20 protein-coding genes are annotated in these 17,879 nt (G+C 38.0%); 7 read left to right on the plus strand and 13 right to left on the minus strand.

The window, feature by feature from the left end:
* Nucleotide 1: 1 nt before the first annotated feature.
* From EHQ52_RS15665 to EHQ52_RS15675, 3 genes are all read right to left on the minus strand, one after another.
* Nucleotides 2-469 carry an SRPBCC family protein gene (locus tag EHQ52_RS15665; RefSeq protein ID WP_135616128.1) on the minus strand — a complete coding sequence of 156 codons (468 nt, stop codon included), beginning with the start codon at nt 467-469 and terminating at the stop codon, nt 2-4.
* A gap of 63 nt (nt 470-532) precedes the next feature.
* Nucleotides 533-994, minus strand: coding sequence for an SRPBCC family protein (locus EHQ52_RS15670; RefSeq protein ID WP_135616129.1), 462 nt, complete (start codon nt 992-994; stop codon nt 533-535).
* A complete protein-coding gene (locus tag EHQ52_RS15675) occupies nt 957-1,337 on the minus strand; it encodes an ArsR/SmtB family transcription factor (RefSeq protein ID WP_135616130.1) in 381 nt (126 codons plus the stop codon). The genes EHQ52_RS15670 and EHQ52_RS15675 overlap by 38 nt, the downstream gene beginning before the upstream one ends.
* A gap of 186 nt (nt 1,338-1,523) precedes the next feature.
* On the opposite strand from EHQ52_RS15675, the gene EHQ52_RS15680 reads away from it, so the two are divergent.
* The 4 genes from EHQ52_RS15680 to EHQ52_RS15695 all read left to right on the plus strand — a co-directional run bounded on the left by EHQ52_RS15680 (nt 1,524) and on the right by EHQ52_RS15695 (nt 3,604).
* The gene (locus EHQ52_RS15680) at nt 1,524-1,937 is read left to right on the plus strand and encodes a hypothetical protein (protein ID WP_135616131.1); all 414 of its coding nucleotides are present in this window, start codon (nt 1,524-1,526) and stop codon (nt 1,935-1,937) included.
* A gap of 47 nt (nt 1,938-1,984) precedes the next feature.
* Nucleotides 1,985-2,371, plus strand: a complete 387-nt coding sequence (locus EHQ52_RS15685) for an iron chaperone (protein ID WP_135616132.1) — start codon at nt 1,985-1,987, stop codon at nt 2,369-2,371.
* 144 nt (nt 2,372-2,515) lie between these two features.
* Nucleotides 2,516-2,920 (plus strand): DoxX family protein, encoded by a 405-nt coding sequence (locus EHQ52_RS15690; RefSeq protein WP_135616133.1) that lies wholly within the window; start codon nt 2,516-2,518, stop codon nt 2,918-2,920.
* A gap of 48 nt (nt 2,921-2,968) precedes the next feature.
* A complete protein-coding gene (locus tag EHQ52_RS15695) occupies nt 2,969-3,604 on the plus strand; it encodes a hypothetical protein (protein ID WP_244244928.1) in 636 nt (211 codons plus the stop codon).
* A gap of 4 nt (nt 3,605-3,608) precedes the next feature.
* On the opposite strand, the gene EHQ52_RS15700 is transcribed toward EHQ52_RS15695, so the two are convergent.
* Nucleotides 3,609-3,839 carry a helix-turn-helix domain-containing protein gene (locus EHQ52_RS15700; RefSeq protein WP_135616134.1) on the minus strand — a complete coding sequence of 77 codons (231 nt, stop codon included), beginning with the start codon at nt 3,837-3,839 and terminating at the stop codon, nt 3,609-3,611.
* Nucleotides 3,840-4,035: 196 nt separating this feature from the next.
* Between EHQ52_RS15700 and EHQ52_RS15705 the strand changes: the two genes are divergently transcribed.
* The 3 genes from EHQ52_RS15705 to EHQ52_RS15715 all read left to right on the plus strand — a co-directional run bounded on the left by EHQ52_RS15705 (nt 4,036) and on the right by EHQ52_RS15715 (nt 6,642).
* Entirely contained in the window at nt 4,036-5,589 is a 1,554-nt protein-coding gene (locus tag EHQ52_RS15705) for an NAD(P)/FAD-dependent oxidoreductase (protein ID WP_135616135.1), read from the plus strand.
* An 11-nt stretch (nt 5,590-5,600) separates the two neighbouring features.
* Complete coding sequence (locus EHQ52_RS15710; RefSeq protein WP_244244929.1) at nt 5,601-6,095, plus strand: helix-turn-helix domain-containing protein; 495 nt, start codon at nt 5,601-5,603, stop codon at nt 6,093-6,095.
* A gap of 103 nt (nt 6,096-6,198) precedes the next feature.
* Entirely contained in the window at nt 6,199-6,642 is a 444-nt protein-coding gene (locus EHQ52_RS15715; protein ID WP_135616136.1) for a DUF1801 domain-containing protein, read from the plus strand.
* A gap of 70 nt (nt 6,643-6,712) precedes the next feature.
* Here the strand turns inward: EHQ52_RS15715 and EHQ52_RS15720 are convergent, their stop codons facing one another.
* The 9 genes from EHQ52_RS15720 to EHQ52_RS15760 form a co-directional block, all read right to left on the minus strand.
* Complete coding sequence (locus tag EHQ52_RS15720; RefSeq protein ID WP_135616137.1) at nt 6,713-7,141, minus strand: acyl-CoA thioesterase; 429 nt, start codon at nt 7,139-7,141, stop codon at nt 6,713-6,715.
* 21 nt (nt 7,142-7,162) lie between these two features.
* Nucleotides 7,163-7,882 (minus strand): hypothetical protein, encoded by a 720-nt coding sequence (locus EHQ52_RS15725; protein WP_135616138.1) that lies wholly within the window; start codon nt 7,880-7,882, stop codon nt 7,163-7,165.
* 53 nt (nt 7,883-7,935) lie between these two features.
* Nucleotides 7,936-9,504 (minus strand): FMN-binding glutamate synthase family protein, encoded by a 1,569-nt coding sequence (locus EHQ52_RS15730; protein ID WP_135616139.1) that lies wholly within the window; start codon nt 9,502-9,504, stop codon nt 7,936-7,938.
* 94 nt (nt 9,505-9,598) lie between these two features.
* The gene (locus EHQ52_RS15735; protein ID WP_135616140.1) at nt 9,599-10,396 is read right to left on the minus strand and encodes a UDP-2,3-diacylglucosamine diphosphatase; all 798 of its coding nucleotides are present in this window, start codon (nt 10,394-10,396) and stop codon (nt 9,599-9,601) included.
* A 138-nt stretch (nt 10,397-10,534) separates the two neighbouring features.
* The gene (locus EHQ52_RS15740) at nt 10,535-11,797 is read right to left on the minus strand and encodes a porin (RefSeq protein WP_135616141.1); all 1,263 of its coding nucleotides are present in this window, start codon (nt 11,795-11,797) and stop codon (nt 10,535-10,537) included.
* Nucleotides 11,798-11,890: 93 nt separating this feature from the next.
* The gene (locus EHQ52_RS15745; protein WP_208653523.1) at nt 11,891-12,283 is read right to left on the minus strand and encodes a DoxX family protein; all 393 of its coding nucleotides are present in this window, start codon (nt 12,281-12,283) and stop codon (nt 11,891-11,893) included.
* 58 nt (nt 12,284-12,341) lie between these two features.
* Nucleotides 12,342-14,276, minus strand: a complete 1,935-nt coding sequence (locus EHQ52_RS15750; RefSeq protein ID WP_135616143.1) for an AMP-dependent synthetase/ligase — start codon at nt 14,274-14,276, stop codon at nt 12,342-12,344.
* Nucleotides 14,277-14,377: 101 nt separating this feature from the next.
* On the minus strand, nt 14,378-16,093 hold the full coding sequence (locus EHQ52_RS15755; protein WP_244244930.1) for a diguanylate cyclase: 1,716 nt from the start codon (nt 16,091-16,093) through the stop codon (nt 14,378-14,380).
* A gap of 212 nt (nt 16,094-16,305) precedes the next feature.
* Nucleotides 16,306-17,736 carry a polysaccharide deacetylase family protein gene (locus tag EHQ52_RS15760; protein ID WP_135616145.1) on the minus strand — a complete coding sequence of 477 codons (1,431 nt, stop codon included), beginning with the start codon at nt 17,734-17,736 and terminating at the stop codon, nt 16,306-16,308.
* Nucleotides 17,737-17,879: the final 143 nt, after the last annotated feature.

The raw sequence follows: 17,879 nt of genomic DNA on the forward strand, positions 1-17,879 counted from the left end.
TTTAATTAAAGTCGTCTATCTTAATATCATCCGGCGCAGGTTTGCCAGCGCCAGTTTCAATCAAGTCTCTTAGGCTAAGTAAGAAAACTGCCCATTTCATACTACAATGCGCAGTAAAATCACTTTCAGCTTTCCAATCCTGATGCTTAAAATAGATAAGGGTCAATGCGGTTCCGTCAGGTGCAGTTCCTGGATTTAGTTTAAAATCGATATGAGAACCAATCCAATCTTCCGGTCCTGATATACATTCCCAAAGAACATTTTGTGATGAAAGTTCTTTTACCTTCATGTCGATCCCTGCTATTCCAAAATCGAAATGGATAGGTTCTCCTATACCAGATACTCCGCCTGTAAACGGACCTTCTACATGTCTGGTCCACCATCCTGAAAGCCCCGCCTTAGTCGTCAGCGCCTTGATGACGTCCGCAGTTCCTGCACGAACGCCTATCTTGTGATAGATTCCGTTCATCTTATTCTCCTTACGTTTGTTGTTTCTTTTTTTTCCCGGCGTATTGCCGATAAAAAGTACGTATTAATTTTTTCCGACCTGCCATTTTTCAAGGCTGTCAATGATATGGGTCCATCCTGCTTTATGGGAAGTGATAGCATCTTCTCCTATTAAACGTTCGTGTATTAACGTTATGAGTGTTTGCGGTTTCTTATTTGGATTTGAAGATCCTTCTTCTAATGGATCAAAAGTAACAGTGACTAATGTGTCTAAGCCGCCGGTCGCATGTGATCTCCAAGTAAATACTAATTTTTTTGGTTCATCGACGATCTGGTATTCTCCTTCATGAGGCAGAATTTTGCCTTCGTGTAACATATTGATCTTGAAGCGACCACCAGGGCGTGGATCTAATAAAGCCGATTCGATCCCGATTGAATTCCCGGGTAAAAACCAGCTGGAAAACTCTTCTGCTTTTAACCAGGCTCGAAACAACCGAATCGGTTCTGCGTTAATTCTTTTTTCTATTCTTACGACTTGGTTTATCATGGTCTTGCTCCTCTATAAAGGATTCGAGTTTATCTAGTTTGTTGGTCCAGAATTCCTGATGATATGCAAGCCAAGTAGAAGCTTCCATAAGAGATTGATTTTGCAGCTCTAATCGAAAGCTGCGACCATCTTCAATATCTCTAACTTTACGAACTAAACCAGCCGATGTAAGCACATCTATATGTTTAGCAACTCCAGCAAAGGACATGGAAAAGGGCTCAGCCAATTCTGAAATGGTGAGCGGCCTTTTTCGCAATTTAGCAAGCATCTGCCTTCTCGAACTATCTGCAAGAGCTGCGAATACTTGATCTAACCTTTGTTCATTTTTTTGAAATACAACCATTTAGTTGAATAAATTGCTTAGGATTCTGTCCTGTCAAATATTAAACTAATCGGTTTAATAAATTTTTGACGCTCCCGAAACTGGTTCAGGGACAGTTTAAAGAGAATCGATCCATAATTTTGCGCTTGTATTGTTTTCATGAGCCCTTTAAATCATTTATTTTTTGAATTGTGAGGCGCTTGAATTATGAATCCATATGTTAGAAATACCTTATCTGTAATTGCTGGGCTTATTATTGGAAGTATAGTGAATATGGGGCTTATTACAATCAGCGGTAGTATCATTCCTCCTCCTGAAGGTGCCGATGTAACTACTATGGAAGGTTTAAAGGCTTCCATTCATTTATTCCAACCTAAACATTTTATCTTTCCTTTTTTAGCTCATGCTCTCGGTACATTTGTAGGGGCGTTGGTAGCTGCATCGATTGCAGCGAGTCATAAACTTAAATTTGCCTTAGTGATTGGAGGTTTTTTCTTAGTAGGTGGGACTGCAAATGTTCTCATGCTTCCTGCTCCTGCTTGGTTTAATGTTCTGGATTTGGTCGGAGCTTATATTCCGACAAGTTATCTTGCAGGGATATTAATCATTAAGAAAAAGTAAATTAGGTCGAACGGACCTTCTTCTGATCAAATTTCTCAGGTTTATTTATGGATAAGACAAAAAGCACATTCAAATCGATTGACGAATACATCAAAACTTTTCCCAAAGAGGTCCAGTCCATTCTTCAGGAACTCCGAAAAGTGATCCAAGAAGAAGCTCCTGAAGCAAGTGAGAAGATAAGCTATCAGATCCCGACTTTTTATCTGAACGGAAATCTGGTCCATTTCGCTGCATATAAAAATCATATCGGTTTTTACCCAGGAGCAAGTGGAATTGCCAAATTTAAGAAAGAAATTGATAAATACAAAAATGCAAAGGGTTCAGTTCAATTTCCGATCGATCGACCTTTACCTTTTTCTCTGGTCCGTAAGATCGTAAAATTCAGAGTGGGAGAATATAAGAAGAAGGTCCCTAAAAAAACGAAAAAGAAATAATCTCCAACGCTCTTTAGTTGAGAGTAGTCGTCTTTGCTACAAGCATATGTTTATTACAGAATCGAATTCAAAATTTCTGTAATAGTTCTTGAACTTTTCCTCTGAAGATCTCAAAATTGCACTCTCATTTGGAGGAAATATAGAATGGGATCTGAAAACGTTTCGAAAGGTCAACTTTGGACCGGTCGAGTGCTCAGCGGATTGGTTGTACTTTTTCTGCTCTTTGACGGAGTGTTAAAATTTTTCTTAGATAAAATGCCGCCGGAAGCTCAGGCAGAAGGAGCTAAACTTGGTTACCCGGTTGAAGTAATGCCTTACTTGGGAACTGTTTTGATCGTAAGCACCTTGTTATATGCTTTCCCTAGAACTGCAGTGCTGGGAGCAACCTTACTCACAGGTTATTTGGGTGGAGCTGTTGCGACTCATGTTCGTGTTTTAAATCCTTTAGGTTCTCATATTTTATTTCCAGTCTATTTGGGAATTATTCTATGGGCAGGATTATACCTCAGATTTCCTAAGCTGAGAGATGTAACTCCCTTGCAGAAATAAATTTGGATATCACGATGTAAATAATCCAAGAAAAGGAAAATTTGCATCGTGATCGTTCTTCCAGTTTTGAAGTATAAATCTTTAATATTCTATTTTCTATTCTTGTGCGTCGGCTGCGGAGCAACGATACAAGTTGTGCAAGATCCTTTTAGAGACATCACTGTCGTCAAAATGGATATGGATCATGAAGCGAAGGTAGATAACCCGAACAAAAGTGTTTATTCTTATGGCGGTCAATACGCAAAAGAAATTAAGAATGGAGTGATTTCTCAGATCACTTTGATCATTCGACTCCAAGGTTCCGAAACTCTCGCTTCTTTAGGCCCGGAGGCATACATAAAAATTGATCGTAAGTCTGCGAAATTACTTCTCGCCGATTCGAATTATTCTGCAAATCAAGTCACAGTTCGCACTCAGGTTTCTACAAATATGGGACCCGGAATTGGTTTTGGATATGGTTACGGTGGTGTTCCTATGACTAGCACCAGGACTTCTACATTAACCTCTAATATTCTTTCCGGTAAGTTAATATTTACAAAAGAAATGGAGAATGATATTCTTTCTGCGAAATCGCTTCAGTATAGATTGTATAGTGCGAATGATGCGATTGATCTATTCGTCTCTGATTCTCAGTTAGAGATGATCCAAAAGTTTATTAAGAATAGGGGAGAAGTCCAAAAATGAGTTTTTATTTTTGGGAAAATGCGGAGAAAAAATACACCGCAGGCTTTTCGTACAATTGATATAACTTTAAAAATATCTCCACTTCTAAAGATATACTTCCTGATTCTAGTTTAGAAATAAAACTTTGACTGGTCCCAATCTGACGGGCGACTTCTGATTGAGTGAATCCTGCTTCGATCCTTGCCTGTTTCAGGGACTTTAAGAATTTTTTCTTTTGTCGGTCCGTTACTTTCAAGGATCTACCTGGTTTACCAACTTAGTGATAAATCTAGGATTTTTGCGATTCTAATTTTGATCTTCCCCCGGAATCTTCATTTTCGGTGCGAAAGCCTTTCTATTTATTCCAATCCTTCCTTAAAATTCCTTGCATCAATCTTCCTTTCTTTTTTAACTCCATTACATACAAATCCTAAAACTTTTGGTCCTCAACTATGACCCAAGAATTAGAACTTAGGCTTTTGCCTGAGATCGCCGAACAACCGGATCGGCTTACAGAATATATTTCCAAATCCAAAAAGATCTCTTTGTCGGATATTACACATATTGAGGTCTTAAATCATTCTATTGATGCAAGACAAAAGACTGTCTTCGTTAATCTCAAAGTCCGAGTTTATATTAACGAAAAATTTGTACCGGAAGAGATCCATCTTCCTGATTATCCTGATGTAAAAAATTCTAAAGAAGTGATCGTGATCGGAGCTGGACCTGCCGGTTTATTCTCCGCTTTAGAACTCATCCAATCAGGTTTAAAACCTATCGTTCTGGAAAGAGGAAAAGACGTTAAGTCAAGACCTAAAGATCTTCAGAATATTAATGCTCATCATATTGTGGATGAGGATTCCAATTATTGTTTCGGAGAAGGTGGAGCAGGCACTTATTCAGACGGCAAACTTTATACAAGATCCAAAAAAAGAGGGAATGTCCGTCGTATTCTGGAACTACTTGTAGGTTTTGGAGCAAATCCTAATATTCTAATAGATGCTCACCCTCATATAGGAACCAATAAACTTCCTAGTATTGTTCGTAGAATGAGAGAAACCATCCAGGAAAGAGGCGGAGAAGTCCATTTCAACCAAAGAGTAACTGATCTAATCGTCGAAGGAAATTCTATTAAAGGTGTTATCACAAAGAATGGAGATCGTTTTCTTGCCGACAAAGTGATTTTGGCCACAGGACATTCTGCCAGAGATATATTTGAATTATTACATCATAAGGGAATAGAGATCCATTTAAAACCTCTTGCTGTGGGTGTTCGAGTAGAACATAAACAATCCTTAATAGACTCAATTCAGTATAGTTGCGATGACAGAGGTCCCTTTCTTCCTCCTTCTCCTTATAGTGTTGTAAAACAGATCCATGGTAGAGGAGTGTATTCTTTCTGTATGTGCCCGGGAGGAGTGATCGCAGCATGTGCCACAAAACCTGGAGAGGTTGTGACGAATGGTTGGTCTTCTTCTAAAAGAGCAAGGCCTACTGCAAATTCTGGGATCGTGGTGGAACTAAGGCAAGAGGACTTTCTACCTCTCCAAAAGTTTGGGCCATTGGCTGCGATGGAATTCCAAAAAGAGATAGAACAAAAAGCTTGGATTGCAGGAGGAAAAACCCAAACAGCTCCTGCGACCAGACTTGCTGATTTTGTAGAAGGTAAAATTTCTTCTGATCTTCCCAAAACTTCTTATCCTCCAGGAATTATATCTGCAGATCTTTCTTCCGTTCTTCCTAAATTTGTAATGAAGGCTTTGCAAGATGGATTCAAAGAATTTAATAAATCTATGAAAGGATATCTGACAAATGAAGCAGTGGTTCATGCTCCTGAGACTAGGACTTCTTCTCCAGTTAGTATACCAAGAGATCCAGAAACATTGGAACATATTCGTATCAAAGGTTTGTATCCTTGCGGAGAAGGAGCCGGATATGCAGGCGGGATCGTGTCTGCAGCGATGGATGGGATCAGATGTGCACAGGCTTGTACTATTAGTGTTTAGAATTTTTAATTATGATAAACCACTATGATAAAATAGATTCAGCGCTTAATTTTATAGAAAAAAATCTTAAGAATAATATATCCGTAAAAGACGTTTCAGAGAATTCATTTAGTTCTCTTTGGCATTTCCAAAGAATATTCAGATATATGACTGGATATTCTGTGTATTCTTACATTCGCAAACGAAGACTTTCTGAAGCGGCACAAAAATTGATCCTAACTAGATCTAAGGTCATAGATATTGCCTTTGAATTTGGATACGAAACTCCTGAAACTTTTCTAAGAGAATTTAAAAAGGATTTTGGAACCACTCCTTCTGAATATATGCTGTTTACCGTTCCCGGAAATACTACTGAAAAGTTACTCAGCGCCTGGAAATACATTTACGGCACCTGGCTTGCAAATAGCGAATATGAAAGAGGATCAGAAGACGATTTTGAGGTCTTTGATGAAAGATTTTGGGATCCTCAGAATCCGGTTTCCGAAATTTATATTTCGATCCGATAAAAAGCACAAAAGGTCAAGATCGAATCTAGGAATTCCTACATACTTTTAAGTTAAGAAATATTGCCTTGTAGTAGATCCTATAAGTGCGACCTAAGAAGAATCCATGGCTCAAAAAAAGAATCAGTTCCAAAAATTCACTAATTCAGATGTAGCGGAAACATTCTCAGATTATTCTCCCGCTGTACGAGAGAAATTATTCCGTTTAAGAGAACTTATATTCGAAACTGCAAAAGAGACCCAAGGAGTAGGCAGGATAGAAGAAGTTCTAAAATGGGGACAACCCAGTTATATCACTCCTGAATCCAAAAGTGGGACTACGATCCGAATAGATGCATTAAAAGGGGAATCGAAAGAATATGCGATCTTCTTTCATTGCCAAACAGATCTGATCTCCAGATTTAGGAAATTATATCCTAAAACATTTCATTTCGAAGGAAACAGAAGTATTATATTTTCTGAAAATACTAAACTTCCGGAAAAAGAATTAAAACAATGTATTTCTTTCGCGTTGACTTACCACTCGGACAAAAAGAAAAAATCAAATTAAAAAATCCGTGCTTTTCACTGAAATTTAATAATATTAACAAAAGATAATATATTTTGTTAATATCCTTTCTTCAGAACCAGGATCTAAAGACGTCCGGAATATTGCTAACTGTTCTAGTAGCATAATCCATGAACACAAGACCTGTTTTTGCATTACATACAATTTTGCCGTTAATCGGCCCGTCTGTATGGGTCATTCTATAATATAGATCGCAACCTTTCGCACTAAAATCACCTGCTCCGATCTCTACTCGGACCTGGTCTCCGAAAAAAGCTTCGGCCTTATATTCAACTACTAGATCGGTAAGAATGATCCCGTATCCGTTTACATCCAGTTCCGAAAATCCCTTCTCTTTGAATAATCTTGCTCTGGATTCATGTAAAAGAGAGACCACTTTATCGTGAGCTAAATGCGCTGCAAAATTTGTATCATAAATCCTGATATTTAAGCTGGTAGACCATGCCAGTTTTTCGGGCAGATCCAGTTGAACTCTTGCCATTATTTATCCTTTTTGAATATACTAGTTGTCGTAGCCCTTTTCTTTGCGGGCTTCTTCTAATTTTCGGATCACATCTTCTGCATCTTGTATTTTCTCTCTTTCCTCTTCCGGTGTCATTGTTTCCGGTTGGGTAGGAATAGTGAGATTTTCCATCTGTGTATCATCTTTTAAGAAAAAAATACCATAAGAGATAAGTCCAATAACTAAACCAAAAATAATACTTATTCTTTGTCCTGCTTCTATCCCGTAGAATAATACTAGAATGACTAAGAAGGAAAAGTATATAAAGAATATTAAATATACGATAGATCCAAATATTCCGGTAAATCCAAAGAAGATCAGAAGTCCCAAGATCAAAAATGAATGAGCCAGTTTAGAACTTAATTCTAAACCTCGATCAGTTTCGAATGGATAAGAGAAAATTTTAGAAATTCCCCAAAGAATACCTACACCGGCACCTAGATAAATTACAGTGAAGAGTAATGCAAACAGAGTCCCGAAAAACATATCGGGTATAATCACTCTCGTGAACATATTCAGAATGGATCCGCCTAAGAATACATACTGTAATCCTAAAGCTTTAAAAGAAAGATGTGCAAAAAAATATCCGATCAATAACGGGATAAAAGTTTTAACAAATAAGATCGGATATCCGGGGAAGGGCGCTTTTTTTTGAAGTTCTTCTTTAGGAGAACGAATAAAGTTCCAGAAATTTTGGAAAAAAGATGAGATCAGTTTCATTCGGGTCCCGCAAATATTTACAGGGACCCGACCTAATGCAAGCGATTTAAAAACTAACCGAGTGCAGTGATATTACTCGTATAATCCATCATAGTGCTGAATTTTATAGGAGTTCTTTCGTATTCTAAAACTTCGGTCAGGGTCCTGAATCTATTTTGACCCGCTCCGATCTCTATATCGTTCCCTGTAAATTGAAGAGGATGTTCATATCCACATGCATGAGCTACGGATAATAATTCTTTTCTGAATCCTTTGATATAGTTTGCTGCACGTTTAGCTTTTTGTTCTACATCCAAACCTGCTTGTAACCACTTACTTTGAGTTGCTACTCCTGCAGGGCAATGACCTGTATGACATTTTTGTGCCTGGATACAACCAATAGACATCATGGTCTCTCTTGCCACGTGGATGAGATCACAGCCCATAGCAAACGCGACTATTGCTCTGTCTGGAAAACCTAATTTTCCGCTGCCTATCCATACGATTCTGTCTGCGATCTCGTACTTTTGAAAAATCTTATATACTCTAGCAAATCCTACCTTAAAAGGAAGAGAAACGTGATCGGTAAAAGTTAAAGGTGCTGCTCCTGTTCCTCCTTCTCCTCCATCGATCGTGATGAAATCAGGACCTTGGCCCGTTTCTTTCATCCGGCTCGCAAGTTCTTCCCAAAATTTAGATTCTCCCACTGCACTTTTAATCCCTACAGGAAGTCCGGAGGTGGATGCTAATTTTTCTATAAAGTCGATCAGACTTTTTACATCATTAAATTCAGTATGTCCATTAGGCGAAATACAATCCTGTCCAGGTTGAATTCCTCTGATCTCTGCGATCTCTTTAGTGACTTTTGCTCCAGGCAAGATCCCTCCTTTTCCGGGTTTAGCGCCTTGAGAAAGTTTAATCTCTATTGCTCTGACATTTGGATTTGCATCTAAACGTTTTAAAAAATGATCTAAGGAAAATTTACCTTTTTCGTCCCTGGCACCGAAGTACCCCGTACCTAGTTGCCATACAACATCTGCTCCGAAATTATGATAAGGAGAAAGTCCACCTTCCCCTGTATTATGATAACAACGTGCTATCTTTGCTCCTTTGTTTAAGGAAGATACGGCTCTTTCGCCCAAAGATCCATAAGACATTGCGGAGATATTTACAACCGATGCAGGTCTATATAATTTTTTTCTGTTCCTGAATTCTCCCATTACTTTGAGAGAAGGGATCATAGAACTATCAGCTTCTATAAATTTTGCTTTGTTTTCAGGGAAGGGGAAGGCAGAATGTTTGATGATAGGGTAGCCTGCATCGTATAATAATTCGGTAGTCCCAAATCCGAAATTATTATTTTGCATTTTTGCTGTGGCATAAACCCAGGATCTTTCCGCCCTATTAAAAGGCATTTCTTCCTTATCATTAGCCACCCAATATTGCCTGAGTTCCGGTCCTATTTTTTCGAATAGATATCTGATATGACCTACGATTGGAAAGTTATGTTTGATCGTATGTTTTTTCTGGAATATATCATGGATAAAAACGCAGAGTAAAAAAAGAAAAACGACCCCCGACCAAAAAAGCCAAGCGTGTTCATCTATTAAGTTTAGATATTCTATCAACAGTTCTTCGGACATGCGCCGAAGTATAGCCCACAGGCAAGAAATTGCAAATTAGTTTTTAGGGATTTGGGTCTTAAGCTTAGAGTGATGCGGCAGTCTCAGAAAACAATCAAACATGTAAGACGAATTCTTTTTTGAATTCTTTTCTGGCAGTCATCCGAATTCCGGAAAATTTTTTGCCATCCTGGATTACGAAACTATTACTCTTCACCCAATCTCCGGTATTGATAATATTCATTTTAGGGATACATAAGAAGTCGTGTGTATGGCCTGAGATCAAAACCTTCTTATCTTGGTGGGTAAGTTTAGAAAGTTTTTGGTAATAATGTAATGTCTCTTCTACAGTGCTTGGATCTTGTCTGTTCAGATGTTTATGGTAGAAGTTTTCTGAAAATTTGAATAATGCAGGAAGAGCGGATGCGAATACATGAAGAATTCTTAAGACAAGAATGGAACCCATCCAGGTAAATTTGTTATACTGGCCTTGGTGACCATGGATGGCGATCAGAGTTTCATTCTCCGCCTTCTCACAAATGATCCAACCTCTTTCGATAAGATAATGTTCTACCTTAGGGGTCAGTCTCATCAGATAAGAAGTAGTGTCGTGGTTCCCAACAATATAATATTTTTTGCCGTTACCGGAAGAGAGCCTATCCAGACGTTCAAAAAGTTTATTAAATCTTTTTTTGCCTTTTACTCTTTGTAATCTTCTGTCCGCGCTGAAAAACCAGTTCTCGATAATATCCCCGACAAGGTACAGATTATTGAAACGAATTTCTTTTTTGTTCAGATGGTCTAGTAGTTGGAAAAGCTCTTTGTGCTTATGTGATTTGATCTTCTTATTCAAAAGATAATGGATGTCAGAAATGAAAAACGCGTCGTAAAGTCTTCCTTTTCGAAATTTCATCTAGCTGAATAATACCTTACTTCCATAAGACGAAATCCTGTAAGATTGTCAACGGATTCGAGGCTCAGATCGCCTCCCCAGAAACTTTCCGAGATGAAAAAACGATTACATTTTTTTCAAAGTCTTCGCTTAAATCTTTTATAAAAATACTTGTATCTGGGCTCTGATCCTATGAGAACCCAAACTGTCCACATATCCTCCTTCCAGATAAGCATAATCCGCCTGTATTTTCAAATTATGATCTTTGAGATAATAGGAAACTGCGAGACCTCTTTCTCTGGAATAAGTAAGTTTTGGATCTGTTTTTCCCCAGGGTCTATATTCAGAATATCTAAGTGCCACTCCTAGATTATTTTGGAAAAGATAACCTAATTGGAAAAATCCTCCCTTTACTGATCTGGAATATTCTGTTAGGGTTCGATTCCCTATTTCTTTTTCCATAAAAGGCGAGTTTGCTTTTCTAGTTAGATATTCTCCGGAAGCTGAGAAACCTTTCCATTGGAATAAGAACTCTGCTCCAGTATTCGTATAATCGAATCTTGCAAATTGATAGGTATCTCCATGAGTAGACAGTTCACGATTTGTATTTTGGTTATTTGCGCCTGCGACTGAAAGTGCAAGTTTTGGTTTGGCAGAATGTTCCAGATCCGGTTCTCCATTATCTGAAAAAACTCCCAACGGGTAATAGGTAAGTTTTCCGCTAGTTAATACTCCGCTTGAGTTAGAGCTCCTATTTCTTCCTTCTCCACCAAAAACACCTGCTGAATATCCGAAACAATTCCATCCAAATAAATTTGAAGAAGAGACTAAAACCCCGACATCTCTATCCAGATTCAATTCTTCATTCGAAACGGTTCTATCTACAAATTCTTGCAGTCCATCAGATATAAATCTTTGGCGATTATAAGGTACTTTCATTTGCCCGACTTTAATATTTGCGTTATTAAATTTTGTATAAGATAGGGAAGCATCTCTTAGGGGAATAGGTCTATCTTCTTCCATATCCAAATTAGAAAATGATAATTGAACGTAATACTGCCAATCCTTACCTAAAAAATTTCCGGCAAAAACAAGTCTTGCTCTTCTGGCTTGGAATTCTAAGCCTTCAGTTTGTTTTTCTCCTTCTTTTTGGCTGATCGTTTCAACTGCTCTTTCTTGAAAACGTACTCTCATGTTTAGAAAGTTTTGTTTATCTGAAGTTTCGAAAGAGAACCCTTTTCCAAATCCCATACTGGTAAAAATATGTTCCTGTAATTCTTGCTGAGAGTTTGGATTTTTTTCGGAGCTTTCCGTTTGTCTTTGCCGGACCTTCTTCTTTTTAACCGATTTGATCGATTCGGCATTTACGGATTGGGAAAATAGAAAGAGTAGAAGTGTGAAAATTGGATAGCGAGCTTTCATATTTTTCTTATCTTCAAAATTGGAACCTAGGTTTAGAGTAACCGTTCCTTTTTTAAAGATAAGAATTCGAAAGAATTTTAGAAAATTATGGAACTAGGTAGGAGGTCTGTGGTCCCACTCTAAATTCAGTATAATAATGCAGGAGATAAGTACACTCACTGCCATTGCAAACAATAAGCCTCCATCATCATCTACTACTATTCCTAAAAATAAAAGGTGAGATAATACCGCTCCGATCATCAGCCCGAAACCTACTAAGGCTCCTACGAATCTGGATGGAGGGAAAATCAAAAGTGCTGCTACAAAAAATTCGACTGAGCCAGTTCCTATCCTTCCCCATGGCTCTATCCCGAGAGTGGAGAAGATATGAACTGATTCATCTTGTCCTGTGAATTTAAAAAATAATGTCTGTAAAAATACAAGAGCCGAAAAAACGGAAAGTATCGTGGATAATCGATTCTTTACTGTTTGGGTCAAAACCGGCATAAAATCTCCTTTATCTTGGATTCGATCCTTTTTCAGATTCGTTACGGCAAATGGAGTTTTATCTGAATAATTCATTTATTTGGTTCTTATATTTATCCGAGACAACGTTCCTCTTCACCTTCATAGTCATGGTTAACTCGTCTCCAGGCTCGAATTTTTTCGGAAGAAGGTAAAAATTAGATACTTTTTCGAAATTTTTAAAACCGTTTTTAGAAGAAACTCTCTCTTTAATCTCTTTTTTGAACAATTCTCTAACATCCGGATCAGAATTTGGGTCAGCAATTTCTTGTAATAATCTGGATTTCCAGTCTCGTAATTGTTTGTCTAAGGCCTCCCAATCCGGGACCAAAAGTGCACTTAACGTTTTTTGGTCATGTCCTACGATCATAGCCTGCAAGATCAACTCACTTTGGGTAAGAGCGAACTCGATAGGCTCAGGTTCCAAATTTTCTCCGCCCAAAAGTACGATTGTGTCCTTAGCTCTTCCTGCGTATTTTAATTCTCCTTGGGAGGTCCAAAGAAGAAGGTCCCCTGAATTTAACCATCCGTCCTTCATTGTCTCTGCAGTTTTTTCAGGATCTAAATAGTACCCCTGCATGATATGACCACCTTTGTGCCAAGCGATCCCTTTCACTCCAGGTTCGTGGATTTCTTCTCCCTTCTCGTCCAAAATTTTAATTTCTACACCAGGGATACATTTTCCCAAAGTTCCAACTGTGATTTTATCTAGTCTCCTTCTAGTAGAAGCTCCGCTAGTTTCAGTCATTCCATATCCTTCTAAGATTGGAATTCCTATAGAATTAAAAAATCTATCTATGTATTCTGGAAGTGCTCCAGCTCCTGAGATCGCAAATTTTAATCTTCCGCCCAGACTTTTTCGTATTTTAGAAAATAGTAATTGAGCCAGAATATTCGGCACGAACCAGAAGAATGTTCCGACTAGTCCGCTCATTCTATGGAAAAACTCTCCAAAAAAAGATCTTGGTTTTAATGCAAATTCCAAACCGAAAAGCCTACTTTTATATTTATAATAAAAATTTGCGACGGATTGAAAAGTTTTGAAAATAGTTTTAGCAACTGGAGAAGCATCCTTTAGTTTATCTTGGACCTTATTATAAAAACTTTCCCAAACCCTAGGTACAGAAAGAAGGAAAGTAGGTTTGATATCCTGTAGATCTTGTCCTAAACTAGAAATAGAAGTAAATGCTTCTGAAGCTCCTGCTCTAACACACGCAGTTTCAATCAATCTTTCTGCAATATGCCAAGGAGGAAGATAAGCCATTGTTCTATCTTCTGGAGTGATACGAACATCATCCAATGCCAAAGACATATTCACGTTAAAGACTATGTTTTTATGGGTGAGCATGACTCCCTTAGGACGACCTGTTGTCCCGGAAGTATAAACGATGGTAGCAAGATCAGACTCTTGGATAGATTCACCTCTAGAATGAAATTCTAATTCTCCTTTTTCTTGGATCCATCTGTCTCCTAGAGAGATTAGATCATCTAAATGCAAAAGTTTGAATGGATGTCTTTGTTCAGAATGATGAGAAGATTCGAATAAAATAACTGTTTTTAAATGAGGAAATGATGTGGAAGAAGAACTGATCTTACGAACCACTTCTGAATTTCCTGCAAAACAAACTTCTGCCTTTGAATGGTTTAAGATATAGATCAGATCTTCGAGAGTGGAGTCAGTTCCTCTAGGTACATCCACACTTCCTATATTTGTAATACCCATACTCGCCCAGATCCAACGATGTCCGGAATCAGCGATCAAACCTACATTCTCTCCTTTTTTAACTCCAATAGATACAAGACCTAAACCGATCCTTGTAACTAGATCACCTAGCTCTTTAAAGTTTATGGATTTATAAGTTTTACCATCCGGTTTAAAGAATTGAGCAGGATGCTCCTTAAAAGAATCTGTAGAAGTCTTTAAAGTCCAATATAATGTCTGAGAATTTAGAAAGGGGAGTTTGAGAGGTTCCATGCGGGGACCGATTTTAATCCCGACTGGGCCAAGGGTCCAGGAAAAATTAAATTTTCATGATTTTCCCGAATGTCTTTCTCGAACGATTGTTTCGGAAAGGATCAATGACGTATATGATTTCGACCAAATGCCTTGGAATCGTATAGGTTTTTGTCAGCTAATCCGAGCAATTCTTGGTAAGAATGGATATCACGATCTGTATTACTGGAAACACCTATAGAAACAGTGACTCTTGTGAAAGTACTCTCTGAATGAGGTATCCCCATATCTTCGACTGTCTGTAACATGTTCAAGGCAACTACTATCGCGCCTTCTACAGGGGTATCAGGTAGAATAACGGAGAATTCTTCTCCTCCGTATCGAGCGATCATATCAGAAGAACGATTTAAACATTCTTTTAATGCTTGCGCCACTTTGAAAAGTACCTGGTCGCCTTTTAAGTGACCGTAGGTATCGTTATACGCCTTGAAGAAGTCCACATCTATCATTAAAAGAGAAAGTGGTCTTTCCGTTCTAACAGATCGGTTCCATTCTCTTTCCAATTCCTGATCGAAAAATCTTCTGTTGGCAACCCCTGTCAAAGGGTCCATTAGAGAAAGTTCAAATAGTTTCTCTGCTTTTTCTTTATATTCTTCTTTTTCTTTTTGGAAAGTATTGATCCTATCTACGAGTCCCAAGGAAAGAAGAATAACGTTACTTAAAACGCCAATTTTTAACGTCCCAGAAGCAATCTCTTCAGAATCAAAAAGACCCAGTCTATTCAGAGAGAATATAAAAACTCCGATTAAACTGAACATCCATGCGCTTAAGAAAATTCTGGCCTTTCTATCCTTTTTTAAACTTTGGATCAGAGAAATGATCATCAATACCAAAATTTCCAAAATTGGAAGAATGGCTGTAAAAGGAAGAAGGTACTTTAAAGGTAGAAATAATGGTAAAACCGTCAAGATGGACCAAACAATTGTCAGTCCTCGGATAAATACATGTAAGATCGGATAAGCATCCTTGGTCTGTAGATATTCTTCTGCAAATAGGCCTAAAAATATCATCGCGATACATGTGGCCATAATAAAGGAAGAATTTACAAATTTAGGGGAATTCGGGACTAAAAACCAGAAGCCGTATCCAGAACTCATGATCAAAAAGTAGGTCGCTGCAAAAATTAGAATTACATAATATATATATGTTTTTTCTCGAATGCCCAAGAATAGGAAGAAATTATAGAATACCATCACTCCTAGGGCGCCAAAATAGATACCATCTATGAGTAATGAGATCCTAGAAGAATGTTCCAAATTCGATTTAGTAACTAAATGAAGTGGAAGAGTGATAGATCCTTCTGACTTGATCCGGATATACACTTCTATCTTGCCCTTATCTTCTAAGGTTAAAGGAAATACAAAATATCTCTCGGCGATCGGTCTTTCCTTAAAAGGAAGCATGTCTCCTGTATGGAATTCACCTTCTCTACCTTTAGAATCTTTCCAATACACATCTACATAATCTATATGAGGATATTCTAAGGTAAGAAAACGTTCTTCTGAAAGAGATTCTTCTGCTTCTACTGAGAATTTAAGCCAATAAGGAGAAGAATCATAACCAAAGTTTGGCATTCTATCCGTATTCTTTTTGAATTCAATTTCGGAATCTGGGGCAGAGATATCTTCCCAAGTAAGGTTTCCTTCTGTATCTTTATAATAGGAGATCTCTTCTCTTAGAGGGATTTTACCTGCAGAATGAGAATCTAAATGAAGCACAGGACCCTGTTCTGGAACAGGATCTGCAAAATAAGAATAGGGGAGGGCGAGAGAAAGCAACGCCGTCCATAAAACAAGAGGAAGGCGATTCCGAGTTATGGATGTTTGGATTCTTTCGAATGTCTCGGAATTTTTTAGCATACCGAAAATATTCTTACCTACCTAGAGATGTCAAAAAACTTTCGCGGAAACGATACGATTTTGACGGTTCTTCTAGATAAAATATAACTTTAGAACTTTCGGAAACCTAAAAATTTATCGGAAAGTAATATTTAGTCGGGATCTTTTTTAAACTCTTTTCTATTTACAAATAAAAATTGAGTTTCACTTCTTTTGCCGGAAGGAGTTTTGCCAATCACCGTCATAGCTGGATAAGTAGTCTTTTTGAATTCAGGAATTCTAATGATATATTCAGTATTCGACTTTCTCTGAATGATACCTTCTTTCCCGCTGATCTTGATCGCCACCGACTTAGGGTCTAGACCTTCTACTATAACTGGAAAACTATCTCCCGGTTTGACCCAAGAGCCATCCAGAACCCCTAGTTGGATCTTAACAGGCGGAGAAGCGCTTAGAATAGAATTGAACCTGGATTGAGACATTCCCCAAGTCACTAAGGATCTATGGATTGTATAAGCATAAGTTCCAGGAAGATTTTTACCTGGATTTACAGTGAAAGCCATTCTATAACCTGCAGCTTTCGCTTCTTCTATCACTCGTACGTCGAATAATCCAAATGGATAAGCGAGGTCTTGGATCTTTCTGCCTGTTTTTGCTTCCAGAGTTGTTTTAGAATCTCTAAGCTGACTTCTGATCTCTGCTCTAGACATTGCAGGCAATTTAGGATGGTATACAGTATGAGAACCTATATCCAAAACTCCACTGTCCAAGGCTTCTTTCAGCGCCGCCCAGCTTAAGTAAAATTTATATCTAGGATTGGAGATCACAGTTGGATAAATAAAAACAGAAGCTCTCATTCCGTATTTTTTGAGTAATGGAACAAGCACATCTCTATGAGTTAAAGATCCATCATCAAAAGTTAAAAGAACAGGACGAGCAGGGAAATCAGAACCAGCCTTTCCTTGTTGGTACTGATAGAATTGGTCCAAACTAATGGTTTGGTACCCTATTGACTTAAGATACTTAAATTGTTCTTCTAAAAGGCTTGGATCTAAATTATATCCACCCATTGGATCTTGGTTTCCAACCAGGTGGTGATAACATAAAACAGGGATCCCTTTTCCATGACCTAGTTCCGCGTTTGCGTTTGGATTTTTAGTATCGTATTCAGTCTTAGGAGGAAGTCCTGAAACTTCTGGATGAGAATTTTCGTACTTCTTAGAAGCAGTATCTTTTTCTTTCTCTTTAGTTTCTTGTTTTTCCTTTTTAGAAACCTTAGTTTTTCCTTTTTTCCTACGCTCTATACGTTTAGATTTACGGGAAGAAGGTTCCGCAGAAGCCACAGATTCTACTTTTTCTTTTTTAACCTTCACTTCTATTTTGGGAGAAGGTGAAGAAGTTTCTTCCGATCTAGGGATTTCTCTTTTAGGAGCGGAAGGTTTAGGATCTTCTTCTTTCTCTTGGTTTGTTTTGGACTTACCGTCTGAACTTAAAAATTCACGGACAGGTCCCGCATAAAGTACGGAAGAAGTGAAGATCCCTAAAAAGAGTAGAATGGAAAAGCGGCTGATTTGTTTATACATGGATGATCAGTTCCAAGATTCTCTTGGGCAGATGACGCGCAACTTTTTACTAAAATATGAAGTACAGTAAAAGATTATAAAATAGGGGAGAGATTTATCTTAAAGAAGGATTTTTAGGAATACCTTCTTCTGAAATTTATTGA

Source organism: Leptospira koniambonensis (assembly GCF_004769555.1).
In the GTDB taxonomy this organism is placed as follows: domain Bacteria; phylum Spirochaetota; class Leptospiria; order Leptospirales; family Leptospiraceae; genus Leptospira_B; species Leptospira_B koniambonensis.